We start from the raw sequence: 26,166 nt of genomic DNA, 5'->3' as shown, positions 1-26,166 counted from the left end.
GGGGCAGCGGCCTTCTTCACAGCGGCCTTTTTGGCCGGGGCTTTTTTCGCAGTTGCCATTGTTTTCTCCTTGATCAAGTTGCAAAGAGCACTTCGCGCGGCAGATCTCCGCGGAAGTGATTCAGGGACCTGGCGCCGTGGATGCATCCACGGAGGGCGCCAAGGCCTTGAATCCTGTGACAAAGCCCTGCCCCGGACGCCGGGACGTCTGGGGCAGGGCTTTGTGATTCGGTGAGCATGGGATGAGGCATCAGTCCCAGGACAGCGCTCCGCCGGACTGGTATTCGATGACGCGGGTCTCGAAGAAATTGCGTTCCTTCTTGAGATCGATCATCTCGCTCATCCAGGGGAACGGGTTCTCCTCGTGGGGGAACAGCGGCTCCAAGCCGATCTGCGTGGCGCGCCGGTTGGCGATGTAGCGCAGATAGCCCTTGAACATGGAGGCGTTGAGGCCGAGCACGCCGCGCGGCATGGTGTCTTCGGCGTACTGATATTCGAGGTCCACGGCCTTGAGGAACAACTCCTTGATCTCGGCCTTGAACTGCGGTGTCCACAGCATCGGGTTCTCGAGCTTGATCGCGTTGATCAGGTCGATGCCGAAGTTGCAGTGCATGGACTCGTCGCGCAGGATGTACTGGTACTGCTCGGCGGCGCCGGTCATCTTGTTCTGGCGGCCCAGCGCGAGGATCTGCGTGAAGCCGACATAGAAGAACAGGCCTTCCATCAGGCACGCAAACACGATCAGCGACTTGAGCAGGGTCTGGTCGTTCTCGGGCGTACCGGTCTTGAAGTTGGGGTCCATGATCGCGTCGATGAACGGGATCAGGAACTCGTCCTTGTTGCGGATCGACGAAACCTCGTGGTACGCGTTGAAGATCTCGCCTTCGTCCAGGCCCAGGCTCTCCACGATGTACTGGTAGGCGTGCGTGTGGATGGCTTCTTCAAACGCCTGGCGCAACAGGAACTGGCGGCACTCGGGCGCCGTGATGTGGCGGTAGGTGCCCAGTGTGATGTTGTTGGCGGCGAGCGAGTCGGCGGTGACAAAGAAGCCGAGGTTGCGCTTGACGATGCGGCGCTCGTCTTCTGTCAGGCCGTTCGGATCTTTCCAGAGCGCGATGTCGCGGCTCATGTTCACTTCCTGCGGCATCCAGTGGTTGGCGCAGGTGGCGAGGTACTTTTCCCAGGCCCACTTGTACTTGAACGGCACCAGCTGGTTGACGTCGGTCTGGCCGTTGATGATGCGCTTGTCGGCGACGTTCACGCGGCGCTGCTCGCTGCTGTGTGCGGCTGAGGAAGAAGCGGGGGAGGACACTGCAGCTTGCGCACCCGATGAGGTGGGTGGCAATGTTTGAAGAGCGGGCTTCGAGGAGGGAGTGACTTGTTCGTCCCAGGTCAGCATGGTGGTGTCCAATTCAGCGGATTATCGAAGTGTCGGCATGAAATGCAAAGGACTCATGCGCGCGATGAATGTTTTGTGTTGCGGTGTCGCATCGAAAAAGTGCACGGTGCGACACCTTCATCACGCGCATGAGCGCAGGCATCACTGGCAGGCTTCGCAGCCCGGGTCGTCGATCGCGCAGAACTTGATGTCGGTTGCGGGTTCGGCGGCCATCGTGGCCGCAGGTGCGGCGCTCATCGCAGGCTCGACACCATGGGCCGACACCGCGTTGAGCTGGCCGGTGCGCCCGGTGGATTTTTCAGCGTGCGTGGCCGAGGTGGTGCGCAGGTAGTAGGTGGTCTTGAGACCGCGCAGCCAGGCGAGCTTGTAGGTCTCGTCGAGCTTCTTGCCCGAGGCGCCGGCCATGTAGATGTTCAGGCTCTGCGCCTGGTCGATCCACTTCTGGCGGCGCGCAGCGGCTTCCACCAGCCACATCGGCTCCACTTCGAACGCGGTGGCGTAGAGCGCCTTCACGTCCTGCGGCACGCGGTCGATGGGGCGCAGCGAACCGTCGAAGTGCTTGAGGTCCATCACCATCACGTCGTCCCACAGACCGAGGCGCTTGAGGTCCTTGACCAGGTAGCCGTTGATGACGGTGAACTCACCCGACAGGTTGGACTTGACCGAGAGGTTGCCGAAGCAGGGTTCGATCGAGGCGTCGACGCCGATGATGTTGGAGATGGTGGCGGTGGGCGCGATGGCCACGCAGTTGGAGTTGCGCATGCCGTCCTGCGCGATCTTGTTGCGCAGCGCGTCCCAGTCCAGGTTGGCCGAGCGGTCCACGTCCACATAGCCGCCGCGCTCGCGCGCCAGCAGGTCCAGCGTGTCGGGTGGCAGGATGCCCTGGTCCCACAGCGAGCCGCGGTAGCTGCTGTAGCGGCCGCGCTCGCGCGCCAGTTCGGTCGAGGCCCAGTAGGCGTAGTAGCAGATCGCTTCCATCGAGCGGTCGGCAAACTCCACCGCCTCGTTGGAGGCGTAGGGGATGCGCAGTTCGTACAGCGCGTCCTGGAAGCCCATCAGGCCCAGGCCGACCGGGCGGTGGCGCAGGTTGGAGTCGCGCGCCTTCTTGACCGCGTAGTAGTTGATGTCGATCACGTTGTCGAGCATGCGCATCGCCGTGTTGATCGTCTTTTGCAGCTTGGCGTGGTCGAGCTGGCCGTTGCTGAGGTGGCGGTGCAGGTTGACCGAGCCCAGGTTGCAGACCGCGGTTTCGGTGTCGCTGGTGTTGAGCGTGATCTCGGTGCAGAGGTTGGAGCTGTGCACCACGCCGGCGTGCTGCTGCGGGCTGCGCACGTTGCAGGCGTCCTTGTAGGTGATCCAGGGGTGGCCGGTCTCGAACAGCATCGAGAGCATCTTGCGCCACAGGTCGGTGGCCGAGACCTTCTTGTACGGCTTGATCTCGCCGCGGGCCGCCTTCTCCTCGTAGGCCAGGTAGGCCTTCTCGAAGTCGGTGCCGAACAGGTCGTGAAGGTCGGGCACGTTGTTGGGCGAGAACAGGCTCCACTCGCCTTTTTCGATCACGCGTTTCATGAACAGGTCGGGAATCCAGTTCGCCGTGTTCATGTCGTGGGTGCGGCGGCGGTCGTCGCCGGTGTTCTTGCGCAGCTCCAGGAATTCTTCAATGTCCAGGTGCCAGGTTTCCAGGTAGGTGCAGACCGCGCCCTTGCGCTTGCCACCCTGGTTCACCGCGACGGCGGTGTCGTTGACGACTTTCAGGAAGGGCACCACGCCCTGCGACTCGCCGTTCGTGCCCTTGATGTGGGCGCCCAGGGCGCGCACGCGGGTCCAGTCGTTGCCCAGTCCACCGGCGAACTTGGACAGCAGCGCGTTTTCCTTGATCGACTCGTAGATGCCGTCGAGGTCGTCGGGCACGGTGGTCAGGTAGCAGCTGGAGAGCTGCGAGCGCAGCGTGCCGGCGTTGAACAGGGTGGGCGTGGACGACATGAAGTCGAACGAGGACAGCACCTCGTAGAACTCGATGGCACGGGCCTCGCGGTCGATCTCGTTGAGCGCCAGACCCATGGCCACGCGCATGAAGAAAGTCTGCGGCAGCTCGATGCGGCTCTTGCGCACGTGCAGGAAGTAGCGGTCGTACAGGGTCTGCAGGCCCAGGTAGTCGAACTGCAGGTCGCGTTCGGGCTTGAGCGCGGCGCCTAGGCGGGTCAAGTCGAACTGCAGCAGCTTCTCGTCCAGCAGCTCGTTCTGAACGCCCTTCTTGATGGCCTGCGGGAAGTAGTCGGCGTAGCGTTCGCCCATCTGTGCGGCCGGCACCTCTTCGCCCAGCACTTCCTTGACCACGGTGTGCAGCAGCAGGCGCGCGGTGGCGTAGGTGTAGTCCGGGTCTTTTTCGATCAGGGTGCGCGCGGCCAGGATGGCGGCCTTGAAAACCTCCTCGATCGGCACGCCGTCGTACAGGTTGCGTTTGGTCTCGGCGACGATGGGATCGGCCTTGACGTCCTGGCCCAGGTTGGCGCAGGCGGCCTCGATCAGGCCCTGCAGGCGCGCAATGTCCAGCGGCACCCGCTGGCCGCCGTCCATCACATGCAGCGTGGCTTCGGCAGGCTTGGCCGCCTCGGCCTGGTGGGCGCGTTCCTGCGACCGGCGTTCGCTGTACAGCACATAGGCACGGGCCACCTCGTGGTGGCCACCGCGCATCAGGCCCAGTTCGACATGGTCCTGCACGTCCTCGATGTGGAAGGTGCCGCCGCCGGGGCGCGAGCGCATCAGTGCACGCACCACCGTCTGGGTCAGCGCGTCCACGGTCTCGCGCACGCTGGCCGATGCCGCGCCCTGGGTGCCATGCACCGCCAGGAAGGCCTTCATCATGGCCACCGCGATCTTGCTCGGCTCGAACGGCACGACCGCACCGTTGCGACGGATGATCTGGTACTGGGTCAGCACGGAGGCGCCCGCGGGCTCGGCGGAAGAGCCGGTGCTGCCCGTGGGCATGTGGGGGATGTTCGGGGAGGCTGTGGGCGTGGCGGTCAGCGTGGTTCCTCTTTCGTTTGTGTTGTGGCGCCGATGGTTCGGCTGGTGCGGCGCACACTATATCTGGTGTCTGGTGGTGGTTCAAGCCACTACCGGTAGTGTTTCTATAAAAAATGCGTGCGGGTTTTCGCCTGGCAAAAAAGCCACCGGACGGGTGACGTGTTCAGGCCTGGGGTGATGCGGCGCCGGTGCGTGGCCCGGGCATGGGAACCCAACACCGACGCGCATTTCGCGCGGATTCCGTGCGGAAATCCGCGCGATTGCTGGCGATGCGCGAAGCGACGTGGACGCCGGTCAGGCGGCGGAGGCGTCCTGATCGAATGTGGCGATCACGCACTCGGGGAAGCGGTGATGACCCCAGGCCAGACAACGCTGCAGCCGTGCCCAGTCGAAGCCGGGCCCGGGGTCGAGCTTGCGACCGGGGGCGATGTGCTCGTGGCCGGCGATGTGGGCGATCGGGTAGCGGTCGGCCAGTTGCCTGCACAGGTTCGCCAGCGCCAGGTACTGCGCGTCCTCGAAGGTTTGGCCTTCGAGTCCCTCCATCTCGATGCCGATGGAGTCGTCGTTGCAGCGCTCGCGTCCGCGCCAGCACGACACGCCCGCGTGCCAGGCGCGCCGGTTCGCGTCCACGAACTGCACGACCTGCCCGTCGCGGCGCACGAAAAAGTGGGCCGAGACCTCCAGCCCCTGGATCTGCTCGAAGTAGGGGTGGGCGGACCAGTCAAGCTGGTTGGTGAACAGGTGCTCGACCTCCGGACCACCGTACTGCCCGGGCGGTAGGCTGATCGAGTGCAGGACGATGAGGTCGACGACAGCGCCCGCGGGGCGGTCGTTGGCGTTTGGCGAGACCACCTGCTGCGCGGTGCGCAGCCAGCCCCCCGACCAGTCGCCGGTGTCAGGTGGTGTTGTCGTCATCGTCGGACGGCATGGTGATGCCCAGGCGCTGGATGCGGTAGCGGATCTGTCGCAGGTTGAGCCCCAGGCGGTTGGCCGCGGCCGTGCGGTTGTAGTCGCATTCCTTGAGCGCCTTGAGCAGGACCTGTCGTTCCTGCTCGTCCAGGTAGCTCTGCAGATCGTCGGGGATGGTGTCGGGCTGGGTGGTGGGCACCTCGGCGGCCTCCACCGGTTCGCCGGATGGCCGGGTGTCCGTGAAGCTGGCGTCCACATCGTCCGGGTCCGCAAAGTCCTGCGCCTGCAACTGGGGGCCGGAGCTCAGCGCGAGCGCGCGCTGCAGCAGGTTCTCCAGCTCGCGGACGTTGCCCGGCAGTTCGCGGGCCTGCAGCCAGGCGAGGGCACCATCGGTGAGCGTTGGGATCGGCTGGCCGGTCTCGCTGCAGATGCGCTGCAGCAAGGCATCGACCAGCCCAGGCAGGTCTTCCCGCCGCTCCCGCAGCGGTGGCGTGCGCAGGCCGATCACGTTGAGCCGGTAGAACAGGTCCTGCCGGAACTCGCCGTCCCGGACCAGGGCCGCGAGGTCCTTGTGGGTGGCGCTGACCAGCCGCACGTCGACCGCTTCTTCCTGCACGCCGCCCAGCGGGCGCACGCGCCGCTCCTGGATCACGCGCAGCAGCTTGGCCTGCATGCCCAGCGGCAGGTCGCCGATTTCGTCGAGGAACAGGGTGCCGCCTCGGGCCGCCTGGAAGTAGCCTTCCCGGTCGTGGCTGGCACCGGTGTAGGCCCCCTTGCGGGCGCCGAAGAACTCGGCCTCGATCAGGTTGTCAGGGATCGCCCCGCAGTTGACGGCCACGAACGGGCCGTCTGAGCGGTGGCTGCACTCGTGCACGGCCCGCGCCACCAGTTCCTTGCCGGTGCCCGATTCGCCCAGGATCAGCACCGGCGCCATACTGGTGGCCACCTTCTCGATGCGCTGACGGATCTGCTGCATGGTCGCCGATGCGCCGACGATGCGCCGCAGCGCCTGCACGCCGGCCGGCGGCGGGGGGGCGGTGCGTGGGGTGTCGTTCACCGCGCCGCGGCGCGGCGCACCGGCCGCTGGATGGCGCTGGCTGTGCAGGGCCGCCTGCACCGCGGCGCGCAGCTGCTTGAGGTCCACCGGCTTGGTCAGGTAGTCGAAGGCGCCGCTCTTGAGCGCCTCGACCGCGTTTTCGGCCGACCCGTAGGCGGTGATCACGATGGTCTTTTCGGTGCGCTGCTGCTCGCCCAGTTCGCGCAGCAGCTCCAGACCCAGGCCATCGGGCAGGCGCATGTCGGAGATCAGCACATCAAAGCGCCGCTGGCCCAGCCATTCGCGGGCCTGGGCGAGGTCCGACGCCGACACGACCTCGTGGCCTTCGCGCAGCAGGGTGAGTTCGTACAGGGTGCGCAGGTCCGGTTCGTCGTCGACGACCAGCACACAGGCGGTGGAGGAGGCGGGCATGGTCGCTCAGAGCGTGGACAGGGACGGTGGTCCGTTGGTGGACGGACGCGAAGGTGGCGGCATCGAGTCCCCCGGGGGATAGGTCAGGCTCTGCTGGACCGGAGCGCGCGCGCCGCCTTGCAGGGTGGGGGCCAGGATGTAGAACTCGTTGCCTTCCTTCTGGTCGAGCCGGCTGCGCTGGTAGGCGATCTGCGCGCCGTAGCGCTCACACAGCTCCCGGCAGATGTACAGGCCGAGTCCGCTGGACCGGCTCTCGGACGAGAAAAAAGGTTCGAACAGGTGCTTGAGCGCGCCCGGCTCCAGCGGCGCGCTGTCGCTCCACACCGAGATGCGCACCCGGTCCGGGCCACTGGGCTGCGTGATCACCCGCACCGATGAGGGGCGCCGGCTGGCGTGGCGCAGTGCGTTGTCCAGCAGGTTGATCAACAGGCGCCGCAGGTGCTCGGGGTCGAACGCGATGTGCACGCCTGGCGCGTGGGGGTGCACACCCAGAACGCCCTGGGCCTGCGCCCCGCGGTTCCATTCATGGGTGATGTAGCGCACCGTCTGGTCCAGGGGCAGGGCGGGCGCCGTCTCGCCCTGGCTGGGCTGCGCCCGGGCCACATTGAGGATGTCGTCCACGATCTTGGCCAGGCGCTGCGCGTTCTGGTCGATCATGCGCGTCAGGCGCTTCTGCCCGGCTTCGGTCACCTCTTCGTCCAGCAGCGCATTGGCCTGCGTGATCGCCGACAACGGGTTGCGGATCTCGTGCGCCACCGCGGCCGACATGCGGCCCATGGAGGCGAGCTTTTCGGTGCGCACGCGCGCCTCGACCTCGCGCAGGTCTTCGAGAAACAGCACGCACAGCTCGGTGGGGCGCGCGCTGTGGGCGCTGGTCAGTCGCGTGCGTGCGAACAGGCGGTGGGTGGTGAGTTCGTCCAGGTCCACGCGGACCTCGGATTCGAGCTCCTGGCCCCGCAGGAAGGTCTGGTCCACCAGCCGCGCCAGCTCTTCCCAGCCGGAGCGCGCCGACAGCAGCAGCTTGGCGGCATGGGGGTAGGCCTCGCCCATGAGCATGCCCTGCGCCGCAGGATTGGCGTTGCGCACCACGCCATGGCGGTCGACCACCAGCACCCCCTCGCTCAGGCTCTCGATGATCAGTTCGTTGACCTGGGCCTGAGTGCGGGCCGCGGCCTGGCTGCTGCGGGCGCGTGCCTCCTCGCGCGCCAGCCGCTGCGCCAGCTGGCTGGCCAGGAAGGCGACCAGGAAAAAGCCGGTGCCTGTCAGCCCCGACTGCAGGAAGCGCGAGGTCGACACCTCGCTGAGCAGTGGGGCGCTGATCGCCGCTTCACCCAGCAGGAACAGCGTGACCACGGCGGCGGTGGCCAGTGCCAGCGTCATGGAGCCGAGGATGGAGGCCATCAGCACCGGCAGGGCGAACAGCGGGGTGTAGTTGATGCCGGCCTGCTCGAAGTACTGCAGCACGCTGAAGACGGTCAGGTCGACCCCGATGGTCAGCAGCCATTGAACGCCCAGGGCCTGCCCCGGGGCCGGAGGGCGGGTCGTGAACAGCACGGCCAGCGCCGCACTCAGGTGCAGCGCGCACACCGCCACCAGCCACGATGGTCCGGCGCCCGGGCTGCGCAGCAGAAACACCTGCAGCGCCAGCAGCACGAAGGCGATGAGTACCCGGGCCCGCATGAACGCGCGCCACAGGCGCACATAGGCCCGCACCTGGTGGTGACGGTCCTGCGTGCTGCTGCCGGCCTCCAGCGTGGAAAACCAGGACGGGGCGAAATGGGAAGGCGGTTCCTTGGGCATGTCAGAGCGGGGCCGCGTGCCGCGCATTACCGCACCGAGGCTTCGTGCTGGCGGCGGTGTTCTGCGCAGCAGTACCGGCCCCGGTTGCCTTGCACCACTTCCGCTTCGGGCACATGGGTACCGCACTGGGCGCAGGCAATCATGGCCACCGGACCGCGCGGCGCCTTGGGCTTGGGCGCGTCGTCGCGTTCCTCGGTCTGGCGGTTGTTGCGCCAGATCCAGAATGCGAACAACAGCACCAGCAGGACAAGCAGGTATTTCATCGGGTCACCCCGCGCGCTGCAGCACCACTTCGAGCACGAAGCGCGAACCGGCATAACCCAGCAGCAGGAAGCCGGCCCCCAGGTACAGCATGCGGATGGCCACCCGGCCGCGCCAGCCCAGGCGCCAGCGTCCCAGCAGCAAGACACCCATGGTCAGCCAGGCCAGCACCGAGAAGGCGGTCTTGTGGTTCCACACCCAGCGCTGATTGATCAGCTCGGAGAACCACCCGCCCACCACCAGTGTGGCGGTGAGCAGCACGAAGCCTGCGGCCACGAAACGGAAGGTCAGCCGCTCCAGCGTCAGCAGCGGCATGGTGGTCTCGCTGGTGGTGCCCATGCGCATGGCCTTGTCGGCGCGCTGCATGAGCCAGGCGTGCACCACGGCGGCAGCGATCAGGCCATAGGACGCGATGCCCAGCGCCCAGTGCAGCGGCATCCAGCTCGACGGCAGGGCGTGGTACTGCGCGCCGGGAAAGAACAGCGCCAGCAGCACGGCCAGGGTGCCCAGCACCGCCAGGGTCCAGCGGGCCTTGAGCTGGGGGTACATGCGGCTCTCGATCAGGTAGACCGTGAGCACCAGCCAGGCCGTCACCGAAAGTGCAGGGGCGAACCCGAACCGCGCCGGCGTTTCCATCAGCGCCGTGCCGAGCACGAAAAGGTGCAGCACCCACGCGGTGGCGAGCACGTTGCGGGTCTGCCGTTCGCTCAGCCGGGGATGCGCCCAGGCCAGAAAGGCGTATGCCAGTGCCGCCACCGCCGACAGCAGCGCCGCAGGCGGGTTGGAGGAGAGGGCTGGCAGGAAGGTCATGTCGGGGGAATGGAGGCCGGTGGCCAGTGGGCGGGCGGCTAAAATCGCCACTGGAGTTTAAAGCGTCTTGGCCGTGCGAACCGCCGGTTCCGCCACGCGACCGGGCCCTGGCGTCCCTCCGCCACCACCCCCACTTCCTCACCGCACCATGGCCTCAGCCCTTTCCGACCGCCTGTCACGCATCGTCAAGGAGATGCGGGGGCAGGCCCGCATCACCGAGAGCAACGTCACCGACATGCTGCGCGAGGTGCGCATGGCCCTGCTGGAGGCCGACGTGGCGCTGCCGGTGGTGCGCGACTTCATCGCCCGGGTGAAAGAGAAGGCGCTGGGCCAGGACGTGGTGGGTTCGCTCACCCCAGGGCAGGTGCTGGTCAGTGTGGTCAACCGCGAGCTGGCGGCCACCATGGGCAACGGCGTGTCGGACATCAACCTGGCCGCCCAGCCGCCCGCGGTGATCCTCATGGCCGGCCTGCAGGGCGCGGGCAAGACGACGACCACGGCGAAGCTGGCCAAGCACCTGATCGAAAAGCGCAAGAAGAAGGTGCTGACGGTGTCGGGCGACGTCTACCGCCCGGCCGCAATCGAGCAGCTCAAGACGGTGACGGCGCAGGCCGGGGCCGAGTGGTTTCCCAGCTCTCCTGACCAGAAGCCCCTGGACATCGCCCGCGCCGCGCTGGACTACGCGAAGAAGCACTACGTCGATGTGCTGTTGGTCGACACCGCCGGCCGCCTGGCCATCGACGAAGCGCTGATGCGCGAGATCCAGGAACTGCACGGTGCGCTCAACCCCGTCGAAACCCTGTTCGTGGTGGACGCCATGCAGGGCCAGGACGCGGTCAACACCGCCAAGGCCTTCAAGGAAGCGCTGCCGCTGACCGGCATCATCCTGACCAAGATGGACGGCGACTCGCGCGGCGGTGCCGCGCTGTCGGTGCGCCAGGTCACGGGCGCGCCGATCAAGTTCGCCGGCGTGAGCGAGAAGATCGACGGTCTGGAGGTGTTTGACGCCGAGCGCCACGCCGGCCGCATCCTGGGCATGGGCGACATCGTGGCCCTGGTCGAGCAGGTCACCGCCGGCGTGGACATGGCGGCGGCGCAGAAGCTGGCGGCCAAGGTCAAGAGCGGCGGCGATTTCGACCTCAACGACTTCCTCGACCAGCTGCGCCAGATGAAGCAGATGGGCGGCCTGTCCAGCCTGATGGACAAGCTGCCCGGCAACCTGGCCGCGAAGGCCAGCGAGGCCGACCTGAGCCGCGCCGAGAAAGACATCAAGCGCAAGGAGGGCATCATCTGCAGCATGACGCCCAAGGAGCGCAGCAAGCCAGACCTCATCAAGGCCACGCGCAAGCGCCGCATCGCTGCCGGTGCCGGTGTGCACGTCCAGGAAGTCAACCGCCTGCTCAAGGAGTTCGAGCAGATGCAGGGGATGATGAAAAAGATGAAGGGCGGCGGTCTGATGAAGATGATGAAGCGCATGGGCGGCATGAAGGGCATGCCCAAGCTGCCCGGCATGGGTTGACCGAAGTCAAGCGGATCACGCGCTCCCCCGCCCATACTCGCGTCCCATGTGGACGGCCCTGAACCTGTCGATGGCGGTGCTTTGTATGGCGGTGGCCCTGTGGCTGCGGCCCTGGCGCATGCTGCGCGGCCCCTTGTTCACGCCCGCGCTGGCGTCCCTGGCCCTTCTCCCCTGGTTGTGGCTGCTGCCGCAGAAGATGCCTCAGGGCCTGCAGGTGCAGCTCTCGGGCGCCTGCCTGCTGGTGCTGATGCTCGGCTGGCCGCTGGCGGTGCTGGTGCTGGCGGGTATCGCGGCGGTGGTCTGGGGCGTGGGCCAGGCCGCGCCAGAGGCTGCGCTGCAGCAGTGGGTGTGGATCGGGCTGGTGCCGGCCACGCTGGCACTGGGCATCGGCGCAGTCATACGGCGCTGGCTGCCCCCTAATCTGTTTGTGTACACCCTGGGCCGTGCGTTCCTGGGCACGGCCGCGGCGGTGTTCCTTTCCGGTCTGCTGCTGGAGGGCCTCCAGTGGCTGGCCGGCGAGCCCGCCCGTGACCTGTCCCTGGTCGCGCGCTGGCTGATGGCCTGGGGAGATGCCTTTCTGACGGGCATGTTCGGTGCCATCTTCGTGGCCTTCGTGCCGCAGTGGCTGGCGACCTGGTCGGACCAGCGCTACCTCCAGCCGCCCAAGCCATGAAAAAAGCCGCCCGGGTGGGGCGGCTTGGTGGTGCTCGCAGGCGTGTGGTTTACGCGGCCTTCAGCGCCAGGCGGCTGGCGTGGCGCCAGGCGCGGCGCAGCACGGCGGGCGACCACGACTCTTCGGGGATCAGCAGCGCGCCGCGGTTGCGCACCCAGGTGCCCAGACCCACGTGTCCGGTCAGCACCGTCACGGGCACCGACAGCAGCAGCGGCAGGGCCACCGGCAGCAGCCAGGGCAGGGCGTCGGGGTTGATCAGGCTGGCCAGCGCCAGCAGGGAGGCCACGACCAGCGACACCGGTGCCAGGCGCGCCAGCGCATCGCCCCAGGCCACGCCCACGGCTTCCCGCGGCGGCGACTTCCATTCCAGCTTGATGCCGGTGATGGCGACCACCACGAAGATGGAGTGGCCCACCATGCGGATGGGGGCCAGCAGCACCGCCATCACGCTTTCCAGCACGGCGCTGCCAAGCAGCAGGCCGGTGCCGCCGTAGCTGCGCTGCTCGCCCTTGAGCAGCACCGCCAGCACGCCCAGCACGCGGGGCAGGAACAGCAGGCACAGGGTCCAGGCCCAGAGGCCGCCGGCCTTGCCGGGCATTGCCTGCCAGGCGTCGGGCAGGCTGGGGCCGGAGACCAGCATGGCCATGCCCAGCAGCAGGAAGGCCAGCCACATCGGGGCCGAGAGGTAGGACATGGTGCCGATGGCGAACATGGCGCGGTGCACGCGGTGCAGGCCGGGTTCGGCGATCAGGCGCGCGTTCTGCAGGTTGCCCTGGCACCAGCGGCGGTCGCGCTGCAGCTCGGACAGCAGGTCCGGCGGCTGCTGCTCGTAGCTGCCGGTGAGGTCGGAGACCAGCCAGACGTGGTAGCCGGCGCGGCGCATCAGGGCGGCCTCGACGAAGTCGTGGCTCATGATGCCGCCGGACATGCCACCCGTGCCCTTGATGGGCGCCAGCGCGCAGTGCTGCATGAAGGGCTCGACGCGGATGATGGCGTTGTGGCCCCAGTAGTGCGACTCGCCGAGCTGCCAGAACTGCATGCCGAGGGTGAACAGGCGGCCGGTCACGCGGCTGGCGAATTGCTGGGCGCGGGCGTGCAGCGTCTGGTGGCCGATGGCCTGGGTGGCGGTCTGGATGATGCCGGCGTCGGGATGGGCTTCCATCAGCTTGACCAGCGAGGTCAGGCAGCTGCCGCTCATCACGCTGTCGGCGTCCAGCACCACCATGTAGCGGTAGTCCTTGCCCCAGCGGCGGCAGAAGTCGGCCACGTTGCCGGCCTTGCGGTGGGTGCGGCGCTTGCGCAGGCGGTAGTAGACCTCCACGGCCGGCTGGCCGGGCTGCGACACCAGGGCGGCGCGCAGCTGTTCCCAGGCTTCGCGTTCGGCGGCGATGGTCGAGGCGTCGTTGCTGTCGGACAGCACGAAGACGTCGAACTGGCGCGCGTGGCCGGTGGACGCCAGCGACTCGCAGGTGGCGCGCAGGCCGGCGAACACCGTGGCCACGTCCTCGTTGCAGATCGGCATGATGATGCCGGTGCGTGCCTCGGGGTTCATGGCGTGGTCGCGCACCGAGGCGGCCGAGATCGAATGCCGGTCGCCGAACAGCATCACCCAGGCGCCCATCAGCGCGGTGACGAAACCGGTCACCACCCAGACTGAGAGCACCACGAACAGCACGCTGTACAGGCCCTGCAGCCAGGGCGTGCTGCCCGGGGGGTGGGCGGCGCTGAACAGCACCGCGGCCAGCACCGTGCTCACCACGGTGAGCAGCAGGAAGGCCAGGCGGCGGCGTTCGGCGGCGCGCTGCCACTCGGCCATGGGCACGACGGTGCGGGGCTCGCGGGGCGGCAGCAGGCGGCTGGCCGTGGCCAGCACGCCGGAACCGAGGCTGTTCCAGAAGCCGCGCCAGGGGCGCGGCGCCATGGACCCGCGGTTGAGCGGTGGCGCAGTCACCGCATTGGGGTGGCGCTCCTCGCGCAGCAGGCTGCGGACGTGCAGGGGCGTGCTCACTCGGGCAAGACGGCGTGTGTCCATGTTTCGCTCAGGGTGTTGTTCTGGTGTTGGAGGAAGACGCGCAGCTCGACCGGACGGGCCGGATCGAGCCGCTCGACGCGCAGGGTGACGCGCCAGCCGCGCTGGGTGGGGTTGGGGTAGGCCAGGGCTTCGACGATGCGGCCGTTGGCGTCGGTGCTGGCAACGGCACGCACGGCGGCGTCGGCCGGCAGGGCCTCCAGCACCGGGCCGGCGAAGTCGAGCACGAACTGGGGCTGGCGCTGCTGCTCGCTGGCGCTCAGCTTGGTGTAGCCGTAGCCGCGGCGCGACTGCACCACCCAGGCGCCGGGCGGGGTCTGCTGGGCCTCGCCCTGCCAGGACAGCTCGTAGGCGAAGTCCAGCGGCTGGCCGGGCGCCGGCAGCGTGGCCGGCACCCAGTAGGCGACGATGTTGTCGTGGGTCTCGTCGGGCGTGCGCAGCTGCACCAGCTCGACCCGGCCGGCGCCCCAGTCGCCCAGCGGGCGCACCCAGGCGCTGGGCCGGCGCTCGTAGCGGGCCTCGATGTCCTCGTAGCTGGTGAAGCGCCGGTCGCGCTGCATCAGGCCGAAACCGCGCGGCTGGCGCATGGTGAAGCTGCTGACCGAGATCTGGCCCGGGTTCTGCAGCGGGCGCCACAGCCACTCGCCGTCGCCGGTGTTCATCATCAGGCCGTCGGAGTCGTGCACCTCGGGGCGGAAGTCGTTCGCGTTGGGCTGGTTCTCGCCGTGCAGGAACATGCTGGTCAGCGGCGCCAGGCCCAGGGTGTTCACCGGACCTGCGCCCACGCGCAGGAACAGCCGGGACGTGACGGTCATGGTGGTGCTGGCGCCAGGACGGATCACGAAACGGTAGGCACCGCTGGCGCGCGGGGAATCGAGCAAGGCCAGCACGGTGACCTCGGTCGCGCCGGGCGCCGGGCGCTGCAGCCAGAAGTCGGTGAAGCGCGGGAACTCCTCGCCCTGGCCGCCCACTGTGTCGATGGCCAGGCCGCGCGCCGACAGGCCGTACTGCTGGCCGGCGCCGAGCGCGCGGAAGTAGCTGGCGCCCAGGAACACCACCAGCTCGTCCTTGTAGGCGGGGTTGTTCAGCGGGTAGTGCAGGCGGAAGCCCGCGTGCCCGAGGTCGCCCCAGGCCGTCGGGTCGACCGTGTTGCGGCCCATGTTGTAGTCCGCGCTGCGGTAGGGCAGGTCGGCCACGCCCTCGGGCGCGAGTTCGTGCAGGCGCACGGCCTGCTTCTGGTAGAGGCCCAGGTGGAAGAACTGGGCTTCGAACGGCAGGGACTGGTCGCGCCAGAGCGAGCGCTCGGTGCGGAAGCGGATGTCCCGCATCTGGTCGTAGTCTAGCGCGGCCAGGTCCGCGGGCAGCTTGTCGCCAACCGGTTGAAACGGTGCCTGCGCACGCTGGCGGGCGAGTTCGCCCAGGGCGTTCCAGTCCATCGCCTGAACCGCGCTGCAGCCCGCGGCCAGCCATGCAAACAGCAGCGCGCCCAGGCCCCGCCGGAGCGCGCGCGAAGAAGAAATACGGGAAGAGATTGACCAAGGCATGCCCTTTAAGGGCAAACCCTATGCCAGGTCGAAAATTTCCAATCGAATCAACGACTTGTGATGAAAGGCAGGAAAAACCACCGATTTCGGCCAGGAAAAGGGGCGCGCACAGGCCCTTTTTGTCGCTGTTCGGCGACAGTGCCAGCCGCGGGCAAAAAAAAACCGTTGTGAATCAACGGTTTTGGCTTGTCACAAAGCAGCGACAGGGTCTGTGCCGTCGCCGCTGTCGGCGTCGCTCTTGAACAGCCCGGGGGTCAGGGCGTGCTTCTGCAGCAGGCGGTAGAACTCGGTGCGGTTGCGCTGCGCCAGCATGGCTGCGTCGGCCACGTTGCCGTCGGTCATCTTCAGCAGGCCCACCAGGTACTCGCGCTCGAAGCGCTGGCGCGCTTCGGCGAAGCTCAGCACCTCCACCGAGGGCGTGCGCAGCGCGCGCTGCACCAGGGCCAGCGAGACCAGCGGCGTGGTGGAGAGCGCGCAGACCTGTTCGACCACGTTGTAGAGCTGGCGCACATTGCCCGGCCAGCTGGCCATGGTCAGCGCCTTGAGCGCCTCGGGCGCGAAGCCCGAGCTGCGCTTGCCGTACTTCGCCGCCAGCTGCGCCAGGAAGTGGTTGGCCAGCAGGGGAATGTCCTCGCGCCGCTCGGCAAGGGTGGGCAGGTGCAGCGTGACCACGTTGAGGCGGTAGTACAGGTCTTCGCGGAACTGGCCCTGGGCCATGGCGGTTTCGAGGTCGCGGTGGGTGGCCGAGATGATGCGCACGTCCACCGGGATCGACTGGCTGGAGCCGAGCGGACGCACCGCCTTCTCCTGCAGCACGCGCAGCAGCTTGACCTGCAGCGCCGGGGGCATGTCGCCGATCTCGTCGAGCAGCAGGGTGCCGCCGTCGGCGGCCTGGAACAGGCCCTTGTGGTTGGCGTGGGCGTCGGTGAAGGCGCCCTTCATGTGGCCGAACAGTTCCGATTCCAGCAAGGCCTCGGGAATCGCCCCGCAGTTCACCGCCACGAAGGGGCGCTTGCCGCGGCGGCTGGCGCGGTGGATGGCGCGCGCCATCAGCTCCTTGCCGGTGCCGCTGTCGCCGCGCAGCAGCACGCTGGCGTCGCCCTGCGCCACCAGGCGGGCTTCGGCCAGCAGGTCGGCCATGCGGCTGGAGCGACTGACGATCTCGGCGCGCCAGGTCTCGTCGGCCGGGCTGGCCGGCAGGGTGGGCGCGCTCAGGGCCAGGGCCTGGGCGATGCGCTCCAGCAGCTCCTTGGCCTCGTAGGGCTTGGTCAGGTAGGTGAACACGCCGCGCCGCGTGGCCTCCACTGCGTCGGGGATGGTGCCGTGGGCGGTCAGAAGGATCACCGGCAGCGAGGGGTGGCGGTTGCGGATCTCGTCGAACAGCGCCAGCCCGTCCTTGCCCGGTAGGCGCACATCGGAGAGCACGAGCTGGGGGCGGTCGATGTCGAGCTGGCTGAGCGCCGCTTCGGCGGACCCGACCGCGGTGACCTGGTAGCCGGCCGCGCCCAGCCGCATGGACAGCAGCCGCAGCATGTCGGCGTCGTCGTCGACGACCAGCAGGCGGGCGCGGACCGGGCTGGTGGTCATGGCAGCAGACGGTTGCCGCCGGGCGCGGGCGCGCGCGGGGTGAGGCTGCGCTCGATGGCGCGCATAGCTTCGAGCCGGTCGTTGAGCACGTCGATGCGGCGCTGCGATTCGCGCAACTGCTGCGCCAGCCGGTCGGCCTGGTCTTCCAGCCGCCGCGCCTCGTGCAGCCGCCCGGCCAGCAGCCGCGCCAGAGGGCGCAGCTCGATGGCTTCGGGCGCATTGCTGGCCGCCACGCGCTGCAGCAGGCCGAGCGCGCGTGCGGTGTCGACGGGCACGTGGGTCTGCGACAGCACCAGGGCCAGCTGCATCTGCCGTTCGGCCGAGGAGCCGGGCTCCCCGATCAGGGCCTGTTCAGCCGCCAGTTCGCCGGGGCCCAAGGTGCGCAGGCGGTCGGCGTAGAGCAGCGCCGCCGCGAGCGGCGAGGTGGTGGCCGGCGGCGTGGCAGGCGCAGTGCCGCGGGAAGCGGCCGCTGGCTCGGGGGGCGGCGGTGGCGGGATGAGCGGCTGCGTGCCCTGGTCGGGCGCCGCGCCGCTGGGCAGTGGCGGCGGCGGGGGCAGATCGGCCGGAGCGCCGGGCGGGGTGTTGCAGGCGGCGAGCACCAGGGCCAGGCCAAGCACCGGCAGGGCCCGGAGGGATGTGGCGGTGCGGCGCAGGCGCGGGGGCCGGAGGTCAGGATGCATGGGGAAGTTCGATGCGGAAGTGGGCGCCGGGGCCGTCCGGCAGGAGCTCGATGCGGCCCCCGTGGGCCAGAATGTACTCGTGCACGATGGACAGGCCGATGCCCGTGCCCTTGACCGCGTCGGTGGGCTGTCGCTCGCCCCGGTAGAAGGGTTCGAAGATGCGGCCGCGGTCGTCGGGCGCCACCCCCGGGCCCTGGTCCTGCACGTCGATCTGCACCCGGCCGGCCGTTGTGGCCAGCGCCACGCGGATCTGCCCGCCAAAGGGCGAGAAGCGGATCGCGTTGGACAACAGGTTGCCGATGGCCGAGGCCATCTTGTCGCGGTCGACCGGCAGAAGAACGTCGGGTCCTTCGACCTGCACATCGAGCTGGTGCGACTGCCAGCGCAGGCGCTGGGCCTCGACCTGGCTTTCCACCAGCGCGCGCATGTCGGTGGGCTCGCGGCGCAACTGGCGCGCCTCGAAGGCAGCGGCGTTGAAGCGCAGCAGCGCCTCGATCTGCTGCTGCAGCGCCTGGGTGTTGCCCTGCAGGATGCGCACCACCTCGGCCTGGTCGGGGTTGAGCGAGCCGGCCACGCCGTCGCCCAGCACGGCAACGCCTTCGTGCAGCGAGGCCAGCGGCGTCTTGAGTTCGTGAGAGATGTGGCGCAGGAAGCGCGCCTTGTCGGCGTCCAGCTCGGTCAGCCGCAGCCGCAGCCATTCCAGCTGCTGGCCCACGCTGCGGATGTCGGGCGGGCCGGGCACCTCGATCGGCACGTCCAGCCGGTTCTCGCCCAGGCCGACGATGGCTTTCTCCAGCCGCCGCAGCGGGCGCGCCAGCCAGATGCCGAAACCGAAGGCCATCGCCACCGCCAGCGCGATCGAGCCACCCACCTGCAGCGCCAGCTGCTGGCGGTTGCGCTCGAAGCGCGTCTGCAGCGCGGCGTTGCGGCCACCGATGATGGCCTGAACCTGCTGGGCGATGGCGGCGCTGTGGCCATCCAGCTCGCGGAAGGCGCGGGCCACCTCCCGCTCGCGGTCCAGCGCGGTTTCGGGTGTCCCGTCCAGCAGGGCCGTGATGTCATCGAGCTGCTGGCGCCAGCTGCGCACCAGGTCGGGCGAGACCTCGTTGTCCTGCAGCCGCACCAGGATATCGCGCGCTTGGGCCGAGGCCTCATCGAAGCGCTGGCGCAGCTGCGCGTCGCGCAGCACCAGCGACTGGCGCGCCGAACGCTCCATGGCCACGCTGCGTTCCGACAGCGACTGCGCCGCAGTGGAGAGTTCGATGGCCTGCGTCGCACCGTCGCGGCCCTGCGCCATCAGGCTTTCCAGCGTGAACAGCGCACGCAAGGCGCTGGTCCCCAGCAGGGCGCCGATGAGCAGGAACGCCAGCAGCAGCAGCTGCGGGAACGAGAAGCGCAGCCACTTCATGGGCTCAGGCAGGCTCGCGCAGCAAGACTTCGCCGCGCAGGGAGTGCGGCAGCGCCTGCGTGATCTTCACGTCGATCATCTGGCCGATCAGACGGGCGCTGTTCGGACCGCCGTCGAAATTGACGATGCGGTTGCACTCGGTGCGGCCCATCAGCTCGGCGGCGTTCTTGCGCGACGGGCCTTCGACCAGGATGCGCTGCACCGTGCCTTCGCGGCTGGCGCTGATGCGGCGCACGTTCTCCTCTATGGTGGCCTGCAGGTGCTGCAGGCGCTGGAGCTTGACCTCGTGCGGCGTGTCGTCGGGCAGGTTGGCCGCCGGCGTGCCGGGACGCGGGCTGAAGATGAACGAGAAGCTGCTGTCGTAGCCGACGTCGGTGATCAGCTTCATCATTTTCTGGAAGTCTTCCTCGGTCTCGCCCGGGAAGCCGACGATGAAGTCGCTGCTCATGGACAGGTCGGGCCGGATGGCGCGCAGCTTGCGGATCGTGCTCTTGTATTCCATGGCGGTGTAGCCGCGCTTCATGGCCATCAGGATGCGGTCCGAGCCGTGCTGCACTGGCAGGTGCAGGTGGCTCACCAGCTTGGGCACCTTGGCGTAGGTGTCGATCAGGCGCTGGGTGAACTCGTTGGGGTGGCTGGTGGTGTAGCGGATGCGCTCGATGCCGGGGATCTCGGCCACGTATTCGATCAGCATCGCAAAGTCGGCGATCTCGTCGGTGTCGCCCATCTTTCCGCGGTAGGCGTTGACGTTCTGGCCCAGCAGTGTCACTTCCTTGACGCCCTGGTCGGCCAGGCCGGCGACCTCGACCAGCACGTCCTCGAACGGGCGGCTGACCTCTTCACCGCGGGTGTAGGGCACCACGCAGTAGCTGCAGTACTTGCTGCAGCCTTCCATGATCGACACGAAGGCCGAGGCGCCTTCGACGCGCGCGGGCGGCAGGTGGTCGAACTTCTCGATTTCGGGGAAGCTGATGTCCACCTGCGGCTGGTTCAGCCGGTCGCGCGCCTTGAGCATCTCGGGCAGGCGGTGCAGGGTCTGCGGGCCGAACACCACGTCCACGAAAGGCGCGCGCTTGATGATCTCGGCGCCTTCCTGGCTGGCCACGCAGCCGCCCACGCCGATCAGCACGCCCTTCTTCTTGAGGTGCTTGACGCGGCCGAGGTCGCTGAAGACCTTCTCTTGCGCCTTCTCGCGCACCGAGCAGGTGTTGAACAGGATCAGGTCCGCCTCTTCGGGGTCCTGGGTTTTCTCGAAGCCCTCGGCGGCGCCGAGCACGTCGGCCATCTTGTCCGAGTCGTACTCGTTCATCTGGCAGCCGAAGGTTTTGATAAAGACTTTTTTAGACATTGGATTCACCCCCTGCGCCGCTGACGCGGCTTCCCCCTGGAAGGGGGACCACGCCTGTGGCCCGGCGGAGCCGGTTCCACGGCGTGTGCTGGACGGGGGCCTGCAGTGGTGGGGTTGGAGGGGTTACTGGCCGGCGCGCTTGCGCTTCTCGGCCGCTTCGGCTTCGGTCAGGATCCAGACGTCGTGGACCATGCCGTGGGGCTCGACGGTGTAGTTCACCAGCAGCTCCTTGCCGACGATGGCCCCGGAGAGCACGAGCAGGTTGTCGGGGCCCTTGATGCGGGCGCCCGGCGAGAGCTGGGCAGCCTTGCCGTCCATGGTGATGACCGGCGGCTGGGTCACGACCAGGGTGCCGCGCAGGGCGCTGGCGGGGAAGTTGCGCGGGGCGTTCTGCGCCTGCGCCAGGGAGGTCAGCGCACACAGCCCGGCGCCGGCCAGGGCCAGGGCGGTGCGTCGTGTGGCGAGGGAAAGGCAGCGGTTCATGGTGTAGATCCAGAGGCTGAAAGGAGCGTTGCGGCGGTCGCCGTCGCGGGGCACCGATTGTCTCACGCGACCGCGCCGACAACCCGGCACCACCGCGGGTCTTGGCCGGCCACGGATACTGCGGCCTCCTGTCACACCGACCGCCATGAGCTACCGCATCGTCTGGTTCAAGCGCGACCTGCGCCTGCACGACCACGCCCCGCTGGCCGAGGCGGCGCGCGCCGGGCCGGTGCTGTGCCTGTACGTGGTCGAGCCCGGTCTGTGGGCGCAGCCCGATGCCTCGGCCCGGCAGTGGGGCTTTGTGCGCGAGAGCCTGCGCGAGCTGCGCCGCGCGCTGGCCGAGCGGGGCGCACGCCTCCATGTCGTGGTGGGGGATGTGGTGGCGGTGCTCGACCGGCTGCACGCGCTGCAACCCTTCGAAGCGCTGCACGCCCACGAAGAGACGGGCAACGGCTGGACCTATGAGCGCGACCGCGCCGTGGCCCGCTGGTGCCGCGCGCACGGGGTGGCCTGGCGGGAATGGCCGCAGAACGGCGTGGTGCGCGGCCTGCGCGAGCGCGACGGCTGGCAGGCGCGTCGCGACGCCTTCATGGCAGCGCCGCCCGTCGAACCACCGGCGAGCTGGGTCAACGTCGATCTGCTCTGGAGCGAGCCGCCGCCGCGCGACGCGCTCGCAGCTGTGCTGACCGATGCCGATGCGCCGCAGCGCCAGAGCGGTGGCCGCACCGAGGGCCTGTTGGCGCTGCAGCGCTTTCTGGCCGAGGGTGGGGCCGACTACCGGCGCGGCATGTCCTCACCCCTGACCGCGCCCCAGGCCTGCTCGCGCCTCTCGCCCCGCCTGGCCTGGGGCTGCCTGAGCGTGCGCGAGGTGGACCAGGCCACGCAGGCGGTGCTAGCCGCAGCGCCGCTGGACCGCACGCAGCGCCAGGGCCTGCAGGCCTTCCGCAGCCGCCTGGCCTGGCACTGCCACTTCATGCAGAAGCTCGAATCCGAACCCGAGCTGGAGTGGCGCAACCTGCACCGCGGCTACGACGGTCTGCGCGAAGCCGAGTGGTCCGACGAGCGCTTTGCCGCGCTGGTGCAGGGCCGCACCGGTTGGCCGCTGGTGGACGCCTGCGTGGCCATGCTGCGCGAGACCGGCTGGCTGAACTTCCGCATGCGCGCCATGCTGGTCTCGGTCGCGGCCTACCCGCTGTGGCTGCACTGGCGCACCGTGGGCCACTGGCTGGCGCGCCAGTTCGTCGACTACGAACCTGGCATCCACTGGAGCCAGCTGCAGATGCAGAGCGGCACCACCGGCATCAACACCACCCGCGTCTACAACCCGCTCAAGCAGGCGCGCGACCAGGACCCGCAGGGCGTGTTCGTGCGCCGCTGGCTGCCGGCCATGCGGGCGGTGCCCGACGCCTGGCTGTTCGAGCCCTGGCGCATGCCGCCCGAGGCGCAGGCGCGCTGCGGCGTGGTCGTGGGACGTGACATTTCCGTGCCGTTGGTGGATCTGGACACCGCCCTGCGCGACGCGAAGACCCGGGTGCACGCCCTGCGCGCCCGGCCCGAGGTGCAGGCCGGCGAGGCCGAGGTGGTCGAGCGCCACGCCTCGCGCGCCGGTCGGCGGGAGGCGCCTTCGCGCCGGCGCAGCGCGGCCGAGTTGTTGCAGCAGGAGCTGTTCTGATGCGGGGTGTGCTGATCCTCTGGTTGCGCAACGACCTGCGCCTGCACGACCATCCAGCTCTTCAGCATGCCGTCGAACGCTGCCGGCGCGACGGGCTGGCGCTGCTGCCGGTGGCCTGGCACGGGCCGTCGGCGCCGGTGGAGACGCGCTGGGGCTTCGAGCGCGCCGGCCCGCACCGCCAGGCGTTCCGGCAACAGGCGCTGGCCGGCCTGGCCCGCGGCCTGCAGGCGCTGAGCAGTGGGCTGGTCGTGCTCGTCGGCGCGAGCCCGCAACCGCTGGCCGATCTGGCGCGGCGCGTGGGGGCGGTGGCGCTGGTGGGCGAGGCCCTCCACGCCCCCGAAGAGCAGGCCGAGGCGGCCGCCCTGCGGGCGCGGGGCCTGGCGGTGGACCTGGTGGAGCAGGGTGGCCAGTTCGATGCGGCCCAGCTGCCGTGGGCACCCGAGGCCGTGCCCCATGTGTTCACCGCGTTCCGTCAGGGCGTGGATCGTCTGGGCCTGCAGCCTGCGGCGCCGCTGCCCGTGCCGGCGGCGCTGCCGCCCTGGCCCGAGACAATGCCGCCGCCACCGCTGCCCGCGTTGGTGGAGGCGCTGCCGCTCGGTGCCACCGACGAGCGCTCGTCCTTTCCCTACGGCCTGCCGACCTGGCGGGGCGACGAGGCGGCGGCGCTGACCCACCTGCAGCGCTACCTGCGCGGTGGTCTTCCCCACACCTACAAGACCACGCGCAACGCGCTCACCGGCCGCGACTTCGCCAGCCACTGGTCGCCCTGGCTGGCCTGTGGCGCGCTGTCGGTGCGGCGGGTGGTGGCCGAGCTCAAGGCCTTCGAGGCCGAACGCGGTGCGAGCGACGGCAGCTACTGGCTGTGGTTCGAACTGCTCTGGCGCGAACACTTCCGCTGGATGCTGCGCCGCCACGGTGCGGCGCTGTTCCGGCCGCAAGGGCTGCTGCCTTCAGCATCGCGCGTGGCGCACGACGCCGAGGCCTTTGCCTGCTGGTGCGAGGGCCGCACCGGTCTCGACCTGGTGGATGCGGGGATGCGCGAGTTGCGCCACACCGGTTATCTGTCCAACCGCCTGCGGCAGATCGTGGCCAGCGCGCTGATCCACGAATGCCGGGGCGACTGGCGCGCGGGCGCAGCCTGGTTCGAACACTGCCTGCTCGACTTCGACGTGCACAGCAACCAGGGCAACTGGGCCTACATCGCCGGCGTCGGCACCGACCCGCGCGGCGGCCGCCATTTCAACCTGGACAAGCAGGTCCGCGAATACGACGCCGACGGAAGCTACCGCCGCCGGTGGCTCGGCGACGGTGTCTGACTCACTTCCAGCGCACGGGCTCGATGTGCACGCTGCCCAGGTTGCTGGAGAGCGTGAGCGCGCCGTCCTGCACCGTGGCCTGCAGCTGCATGCTGCGCTCGGCCATGGCCGCCAGCGCGGGTGCCACCTCGGTGGGCAGGCGCCAGACCTGCAGCTTGTCCATGCGCGTGAGCTTGTTTTCGATGCCCTTCCACCACACGTCGGCGGCCGAGCTGAAGGCGTAGACGAATACCGCGTCGGCCTGGCTGCAGGCCTTGGACAGGGGCTTGTCCTCGGGCTGGCCGACCTCGATCCAGACCCGCTTGCGGCCGGTGAAGTCGGTCAGCGAGGCGTCCGGATCGTCCGGGTCCGACAGGCCGGCGCCGAAGGCCAGGATACCGTCCCCGCCGCAGGTGTCCTGCAGCTCGTGCGCCTGCAGCGCCATGGCCACCAGGCGGACCATCATGCGCTCGTCGGTCTCGCTGGGATGGCGGGCCAGGGTGAGGGCATGGTCGGCGTAGTAGCCGTGGTCGATGTCGGCGATCTGCAGATTCGCCTTGAAGATGGTGGACTTGATGGCCATGGGCGCTCCGGTGTCGCAAGAGAAGCCGGGCAAGAAAAAACCCCTGAAAACAGCGTCTTCAGGGGTTTCTTGTCTGGTGGCGATAGGTGGACTTGAACCACCGACATCAGCATTATGAATGCTGCGCTCTAACCAACTGAGCTATATCGCCGAAGCCCAGCATTATAAGCCCATTTTTTCGAAGCGCTCAAGCCCCCTTGCGCGACAACGGGGCCAGTTCTTCGCGGATCAGCCGGCCGATCAGCTTGTCCAGGGTGGCCACCGAGTAGTTTTTCACGTCGTGCACCGTTTCGCGGCCCGGCCCGCTGGCGGGGTCGTCGGCCCGGTCGTAGGTCAGGAACACGAAGCGGCCGCCGGTGTACTGGGCGATCTGGCGCTGGATGAACTCGCCCTGCGGGTCCAGGCCGCTGGCGCCGACGCTGAACAGCTTGATGCCTTTGCCCAGCGCCACCTGCATCGCCGCGTCGTAGCGCGGCCGGTCGGGCCCGAGCTTGGGCGGCGCGTCGGCCAGCAGCACCACCATGCGGGTGGCGCCGTCGCCGCGCCAGCTCAGGCGGTGCACCGTCTCGTGCAGCGCCTCGCTCATGGCCTCGGGGGTGTCGCCGCCGCCGTCGGCCTGCAGCTGGTTGAGCACTTTCTGGAAGGCGCCGAGGTCGTCGGTGAAGTCGTGGCTGCGAAGCACGAAGGGGTCGGTGGTGTCGCGGTAGGCCACCAGGCCAAAACACAGGTCGGGGCGGCTGGGCAGGCGAGCAGCGTCGGCGGCGATGCTGTGCAGGCTGCTCTTGAGCTTATGGATCTCGTCGGCCATCGAGCCGGTGGCGTCGATCAGGAACACCAGGTCCAGGCGCGCGCGCTGGGGCGCGACGGAACCATCCAGTTGCAGCTCCAGAGCGTCCTTCTGGCCGCGGCGCAGCAGGCCCTGGGCGGTCTGCCCGCCGTGGGTGGCGGTCACCTCGTACAGCGTCGATGCACCGGCGTCGAAAGACCGGGGGTGCAGCCAGACGCGGCCCGCGCTGTCTGTGCGCGCCCGCAGCAGCGCGCCCTGTGGCGAACGCACCTGCACCTGCGCGTCGGGCACGCCGCGGCCGGCGCGGTCCCGCACCGTGAGCAGGTGGCGCTCGCTGATGTCGCGCGCCTGGTGGGGCACATTCGTGCGGGCGCGGAAGGCGAGGTACTCGGCGAAGTCGGCGTTGTCGTCGACCATGCCGGCGGTCACGACAGCAGCACGGTCGGGGCGCGCGCCGCCGGGCGAGGGGGCCGGCGCGACCGCCATCGCTTCGGGCGCGGCTTCCATCGCCATGGCGGCGGGTGACGCGGCCTTGGCCACCGCATCGCGAGTGGTGACCTCCGCGCGGGAGCGGGGCAGGGTTTTGCTGTAGCGCACCGCAGGTTCGGCGATCTCGGGCCGGCCGGCCACCTCATGGGTGCGCATCGGGCGCTTGCAGTGGGTGGCGCCGGGCGGCGCGAACTCGGGCTGGGCGGACACCGCAGCGGCCGGGGCCACCGCCGCTGTGGGCTGAGCGGTGACGGGCATGCCGGAGAGCAGCAACTGGCCGCCGAGCAGGGCGGTCAGCAGGCGGGACAGCCGGGGATTCGAAAGAGGCATCGTGAACTCCGTGGGGGTTGGTGATGCCACTGAAACGAACCGGCGGACCGGACGGGGTTAAACCCC

Annotated in this window: 20 protein-coding genes and 1 tRNA gene; 4 read left to right on the top strand and 17 right to left on the bottom strand. The window is 69.0% G+C overall.

The annotated features are described in order from the left end of the window. Positions 1-249: 249 nt before the first annotated feature. From HFL01S_RS05935 to HFL01S_RS05905, 7 genes are all read right to left on the bottom strand, one after another. Complete coding sequence (locus tag HFL01S_RS05935) at positions 250-1,398, bottom strand: ribonucleotide-diphosphate reductase subunit beta (protein WP_066255994.1); 1,149 nt, start codon at positions 1,396-1,398, stop codon at positions 250-252. A gap of 141 nt (positions 1,399-1,539) precedes the next feature. Next, positions 1,540-4,386, bottom strand: a complete 2,847-nt coding sequence (locus HFL01S_RS05930) for a ribonucleoside-diphosphate reductase subunit alpha (protein ID WP_066255993.1) — start codon at positions 4,384-4,386, stop codon at positions 1,540-1,542. A 333-nt stretch (positions 4,387-4,719) separates the two neighbouring features. Beyond that, positions 4,720-5,340: a 1,6-anhydro-N-acetylmuramyl-L-alanine amidase AmpD gene (gene ampD / locus HFL01S_RS05925; protein ID WP_066255991.1), complete on the bottom strand. Its 621-nt coding sequence runs from the start codon at positions 5,338-5,340 to the stop codon at positions 4,720-4,722. Then, positions 5,321-6,802: a sigma-54-dependent transcriptional regulator gene (locus HFL01S_RS05920; RefSeq protein ID WP_066255988.1), complete on the bottom strand. Its 1,482-nt coding sequence runs from the start codon at positions 6,800-6,802 to the stop codon at positions 5,321-5,323. Before HFL01S_RS05920 ends, ampD begins: the two co-directional genes overlap by 20 nt. 6 nt (positions 6,803-6,808) lie before the next feature. Next, complete coding sequence (locus HFL01S_RS05915) at positions 6,809-8,602, bottom strand: ATP-binding protein (protein WP_066255985.1); 1,794 nt, start codon at positions 8,600-8,602, stop codon at positions 6,809-6,811. Positions 8,603-8,628: 26 nt separating this feature from the next. Beyond that, complete coding sequence (locus HFL01S_RS05910) at positions 8,629-8,865, bottom strand: PP0621 family protein (RefSeq protein ID WP_066255982.1); 237 nt, start codon at positions 8,863-8,865, stop codon at positions 8,629-8,631. A 4-nt stretch (positions 8,866-8,869) separates the two neighbouring features. Beyond that, positions 8,870-9,673: a cytochrome C assembly family protein gene (locus HFL01S_RS05905; RefSeq protein ID WP_066255979.1), complete on the bottom strand. Its 804-nt coding sequence runs from the start codon at positions 9,671-9,673 to the stop codon at positions 8,870-8,872. A gap of 148 nt (positions 9,674-9,821) precedes the next feature. Here HFL01S_RS05905 and ffh point away from each other — a divergent pair, with 148 nt between their 5' ends. Then, positions 9,822-11,192, top strand: a complete 1,371-nt coding sequence (gene ffh / locus HFL01S_RS05900; protein ID WP_066255975.1) for a signal recognition particle protein — start codon at positions 9,822-9,824, stop codon at positions 11,190-11,192. 46 nt (positions 11,193-11,238) lie between these two features. After that, positions 11,239-11,865, top strand: coding sequence for a hypothetical protein (locus HFL01S_RS05895; RefSeq protein WP_066255973.1), 627 nt, complete (start codon positions 11,239-11,241; stop codon positions 11,863-11,865). Between the two features lie 49 nt (positions 11,866-11,914). On the opposite strand, the gene mdoH is transcribed toward HFL01S_RS05895, so the two are convergent. The 7 genes from mdoH to HFL01S_RS05860 all read right to left on the bottom strand — a co-directional run bounded on the left by mdoH (position 11,915) and on the right by HFL01S_RS05860 (position 20,944). After that, positions 11,915-13,897 carry a glucans biosynthesis glucosyltransferase MdoH gene (mdoH, locus tag HFL01S_RS05890; protein WP_066255970.1) on the bottom strand — a complete coding sequence of 661 codons (1,983 nt, stop codon included), beginning with the start codon at positions 13,895-13,897 and terminating at the stop codon, positions 11,915-11,917. Next, positions 13,870-15,438 (bottom strand): glucan biosynthesis protein G, encoded by a 1,569-nt coding sequence (locus HFL01S_RS05885; RefSeq protein WP_084383112.1) that lies wholly within the window; start codon positions 15,436-15,438, stop codon positions 13,870-13,872. The genes mdoH and HFL01S_RS05885 overlap by 28 nt, the downstream gene beginning before the upstream one ends. 189 nt (positions 15,439-15,627) lie before the next feature. Further along, on the bottom strand, positions 15,628-17,025 hold the full coding sequence (locus HFL01S_RS05880; RefSeq protein ID WP_066255964.1) for a sigma 54-interacting transcriptional regulator: 1,398 nt from the start codon (positions 17,023-17,025) through the stop codon (positions 15,628-15,630). After that, positions 17,022-17,705, bottom strand: coding sequence for a hypothetical protein (locus HFL01S_RS05875; protein ID WP_084383111.1), 684 nt, complete (start codon positions 17,703-17,705; stop codon positions 17,022-17,024). Before HFL01S_RS05875 ends, HFL01S_RS05880 begins: the two co-directional genes overlap by 4 nt. Continuing rightward, the gene (locus tag HFL01S_RS05870) at positions 17,695-19,113 is read right to left on the bottom strand and encodes a HAMP domain-containing sensor histidine kinase (protein WP_066255960.1); all 1,419 of its coding nucleotides are present in this window, start codon (positions 19,111-19,113) and stop codon (positions 17,695-17,697) included. Before HFL01S_RS05870 ends, HFL01S_RS05875 begins: the two co-directional genes overlap by 11 nt. 4 nt (positions 19,114-19,117) lie before the next feature. Then, entirely contained in the window at positions 19,118-20,461 is a 1,344-nt protein-coding gene (gene miaB, locus HFL01S_RS05865) for a tRNA (N6-isopentenyl adenosine(37)-C2)-methylthiotransferase MiaB (protein ID WP_066255957.1), read from the bottom strand. Between the two features lie 123 nt (positions 20,462-20,584). After that, positions 20,585-20,944: a hypothetical protein gene (locus HFL01S_RS05860; protein WP_066256041.1), complete on the bottom strand. Its 360-nt coding sequence runs from the start codon at positions 20,942-20,944 to the stop codon at positions 20,585-20,587. Between the two features lie 145 nt (positions 20,945-21,089). Here HFL01S_RS05860 and HFL01S_RS05855 point away from each other — a divergent pair, with 145 nt between their 5' ends. Continuing rightward, positions 21,090-22,616, top strand: coding sequence for an FAD-binding domain-containing protein (locus HFL01S_RS05855; protein ID WP_066255953.1), 1,527 nt, complete (start codon positions 21,090-21,092; stop codon positions 22,614-22,616). After that, entirely contained in the window at positions 22,616-23,932 is a 1,317-nt protein-coding gene (locus tag HFL01S_RS05850; RefSeq protein WP_066255951.1) for a DASH family cryptochrome, read from the top strand. The genes HFL01S_RS05855 and HFL01S_RS05850 overlap by 1 nt, the downstream gene beginning before the upstream one ends. 1 nt (position 23,933) lies before the next feature. On the opposite strand, the gene HFL01S_RS05845 is transcribed toward HFL01S_RS05850, so the two are convergent. The 3 genes from HFL01S_RS05845 to HFL01S_RS05835 form a co-directional block, all read right to left on the bottom strand. Beyond that, positions 23,934-24,494: a YaeQ family protein gene (locus HFL01S_RS05845; protein WP_066255948.1), complete on the bottom strand. Its 561-nt coding sequence runs from the start codon at positions 24,492-24,494 to the stop codon at positions 23,934-23,936. Between the two features lie 74 nt (positions 24,495-24,568). Then, positions 24,569-24,645 (bottom strand) — tRNA-Met (locus tag HFL01S_RS05840). A gap of 36 nt (positions 24,646-24,681) precedes the next feature. Further along, positions 24,682-26,100, bottom strand: a complete 1,419-nt coding sequence (locus HFL01S_RS05835; RefSeq protein WP_066255944.1) for a vWA domain-containing protein — start codon at positions 26,098-26,100, stop codon at positions 24,682-24,684. Positions 26,101-26,166 lie beyond the last annotated feature (66 nt).

This window comes from Hydrogenophaga flava NBRC 102514, from assembly GCF_001571145.1.
Classification (GTDB): domain Bacteria; phylum Pseudomonadota; class Gammaproteobacteria; order Burkholderiales; family Burkholderiaceae_C; genus Hydrogenophaga; species Hydrogenophaga flava.
The sequence above is the reverse complement of the archived record's forward strand: the minus strand, read 5'-3'. Positions and strand labels throughout refer to the sequence as shown.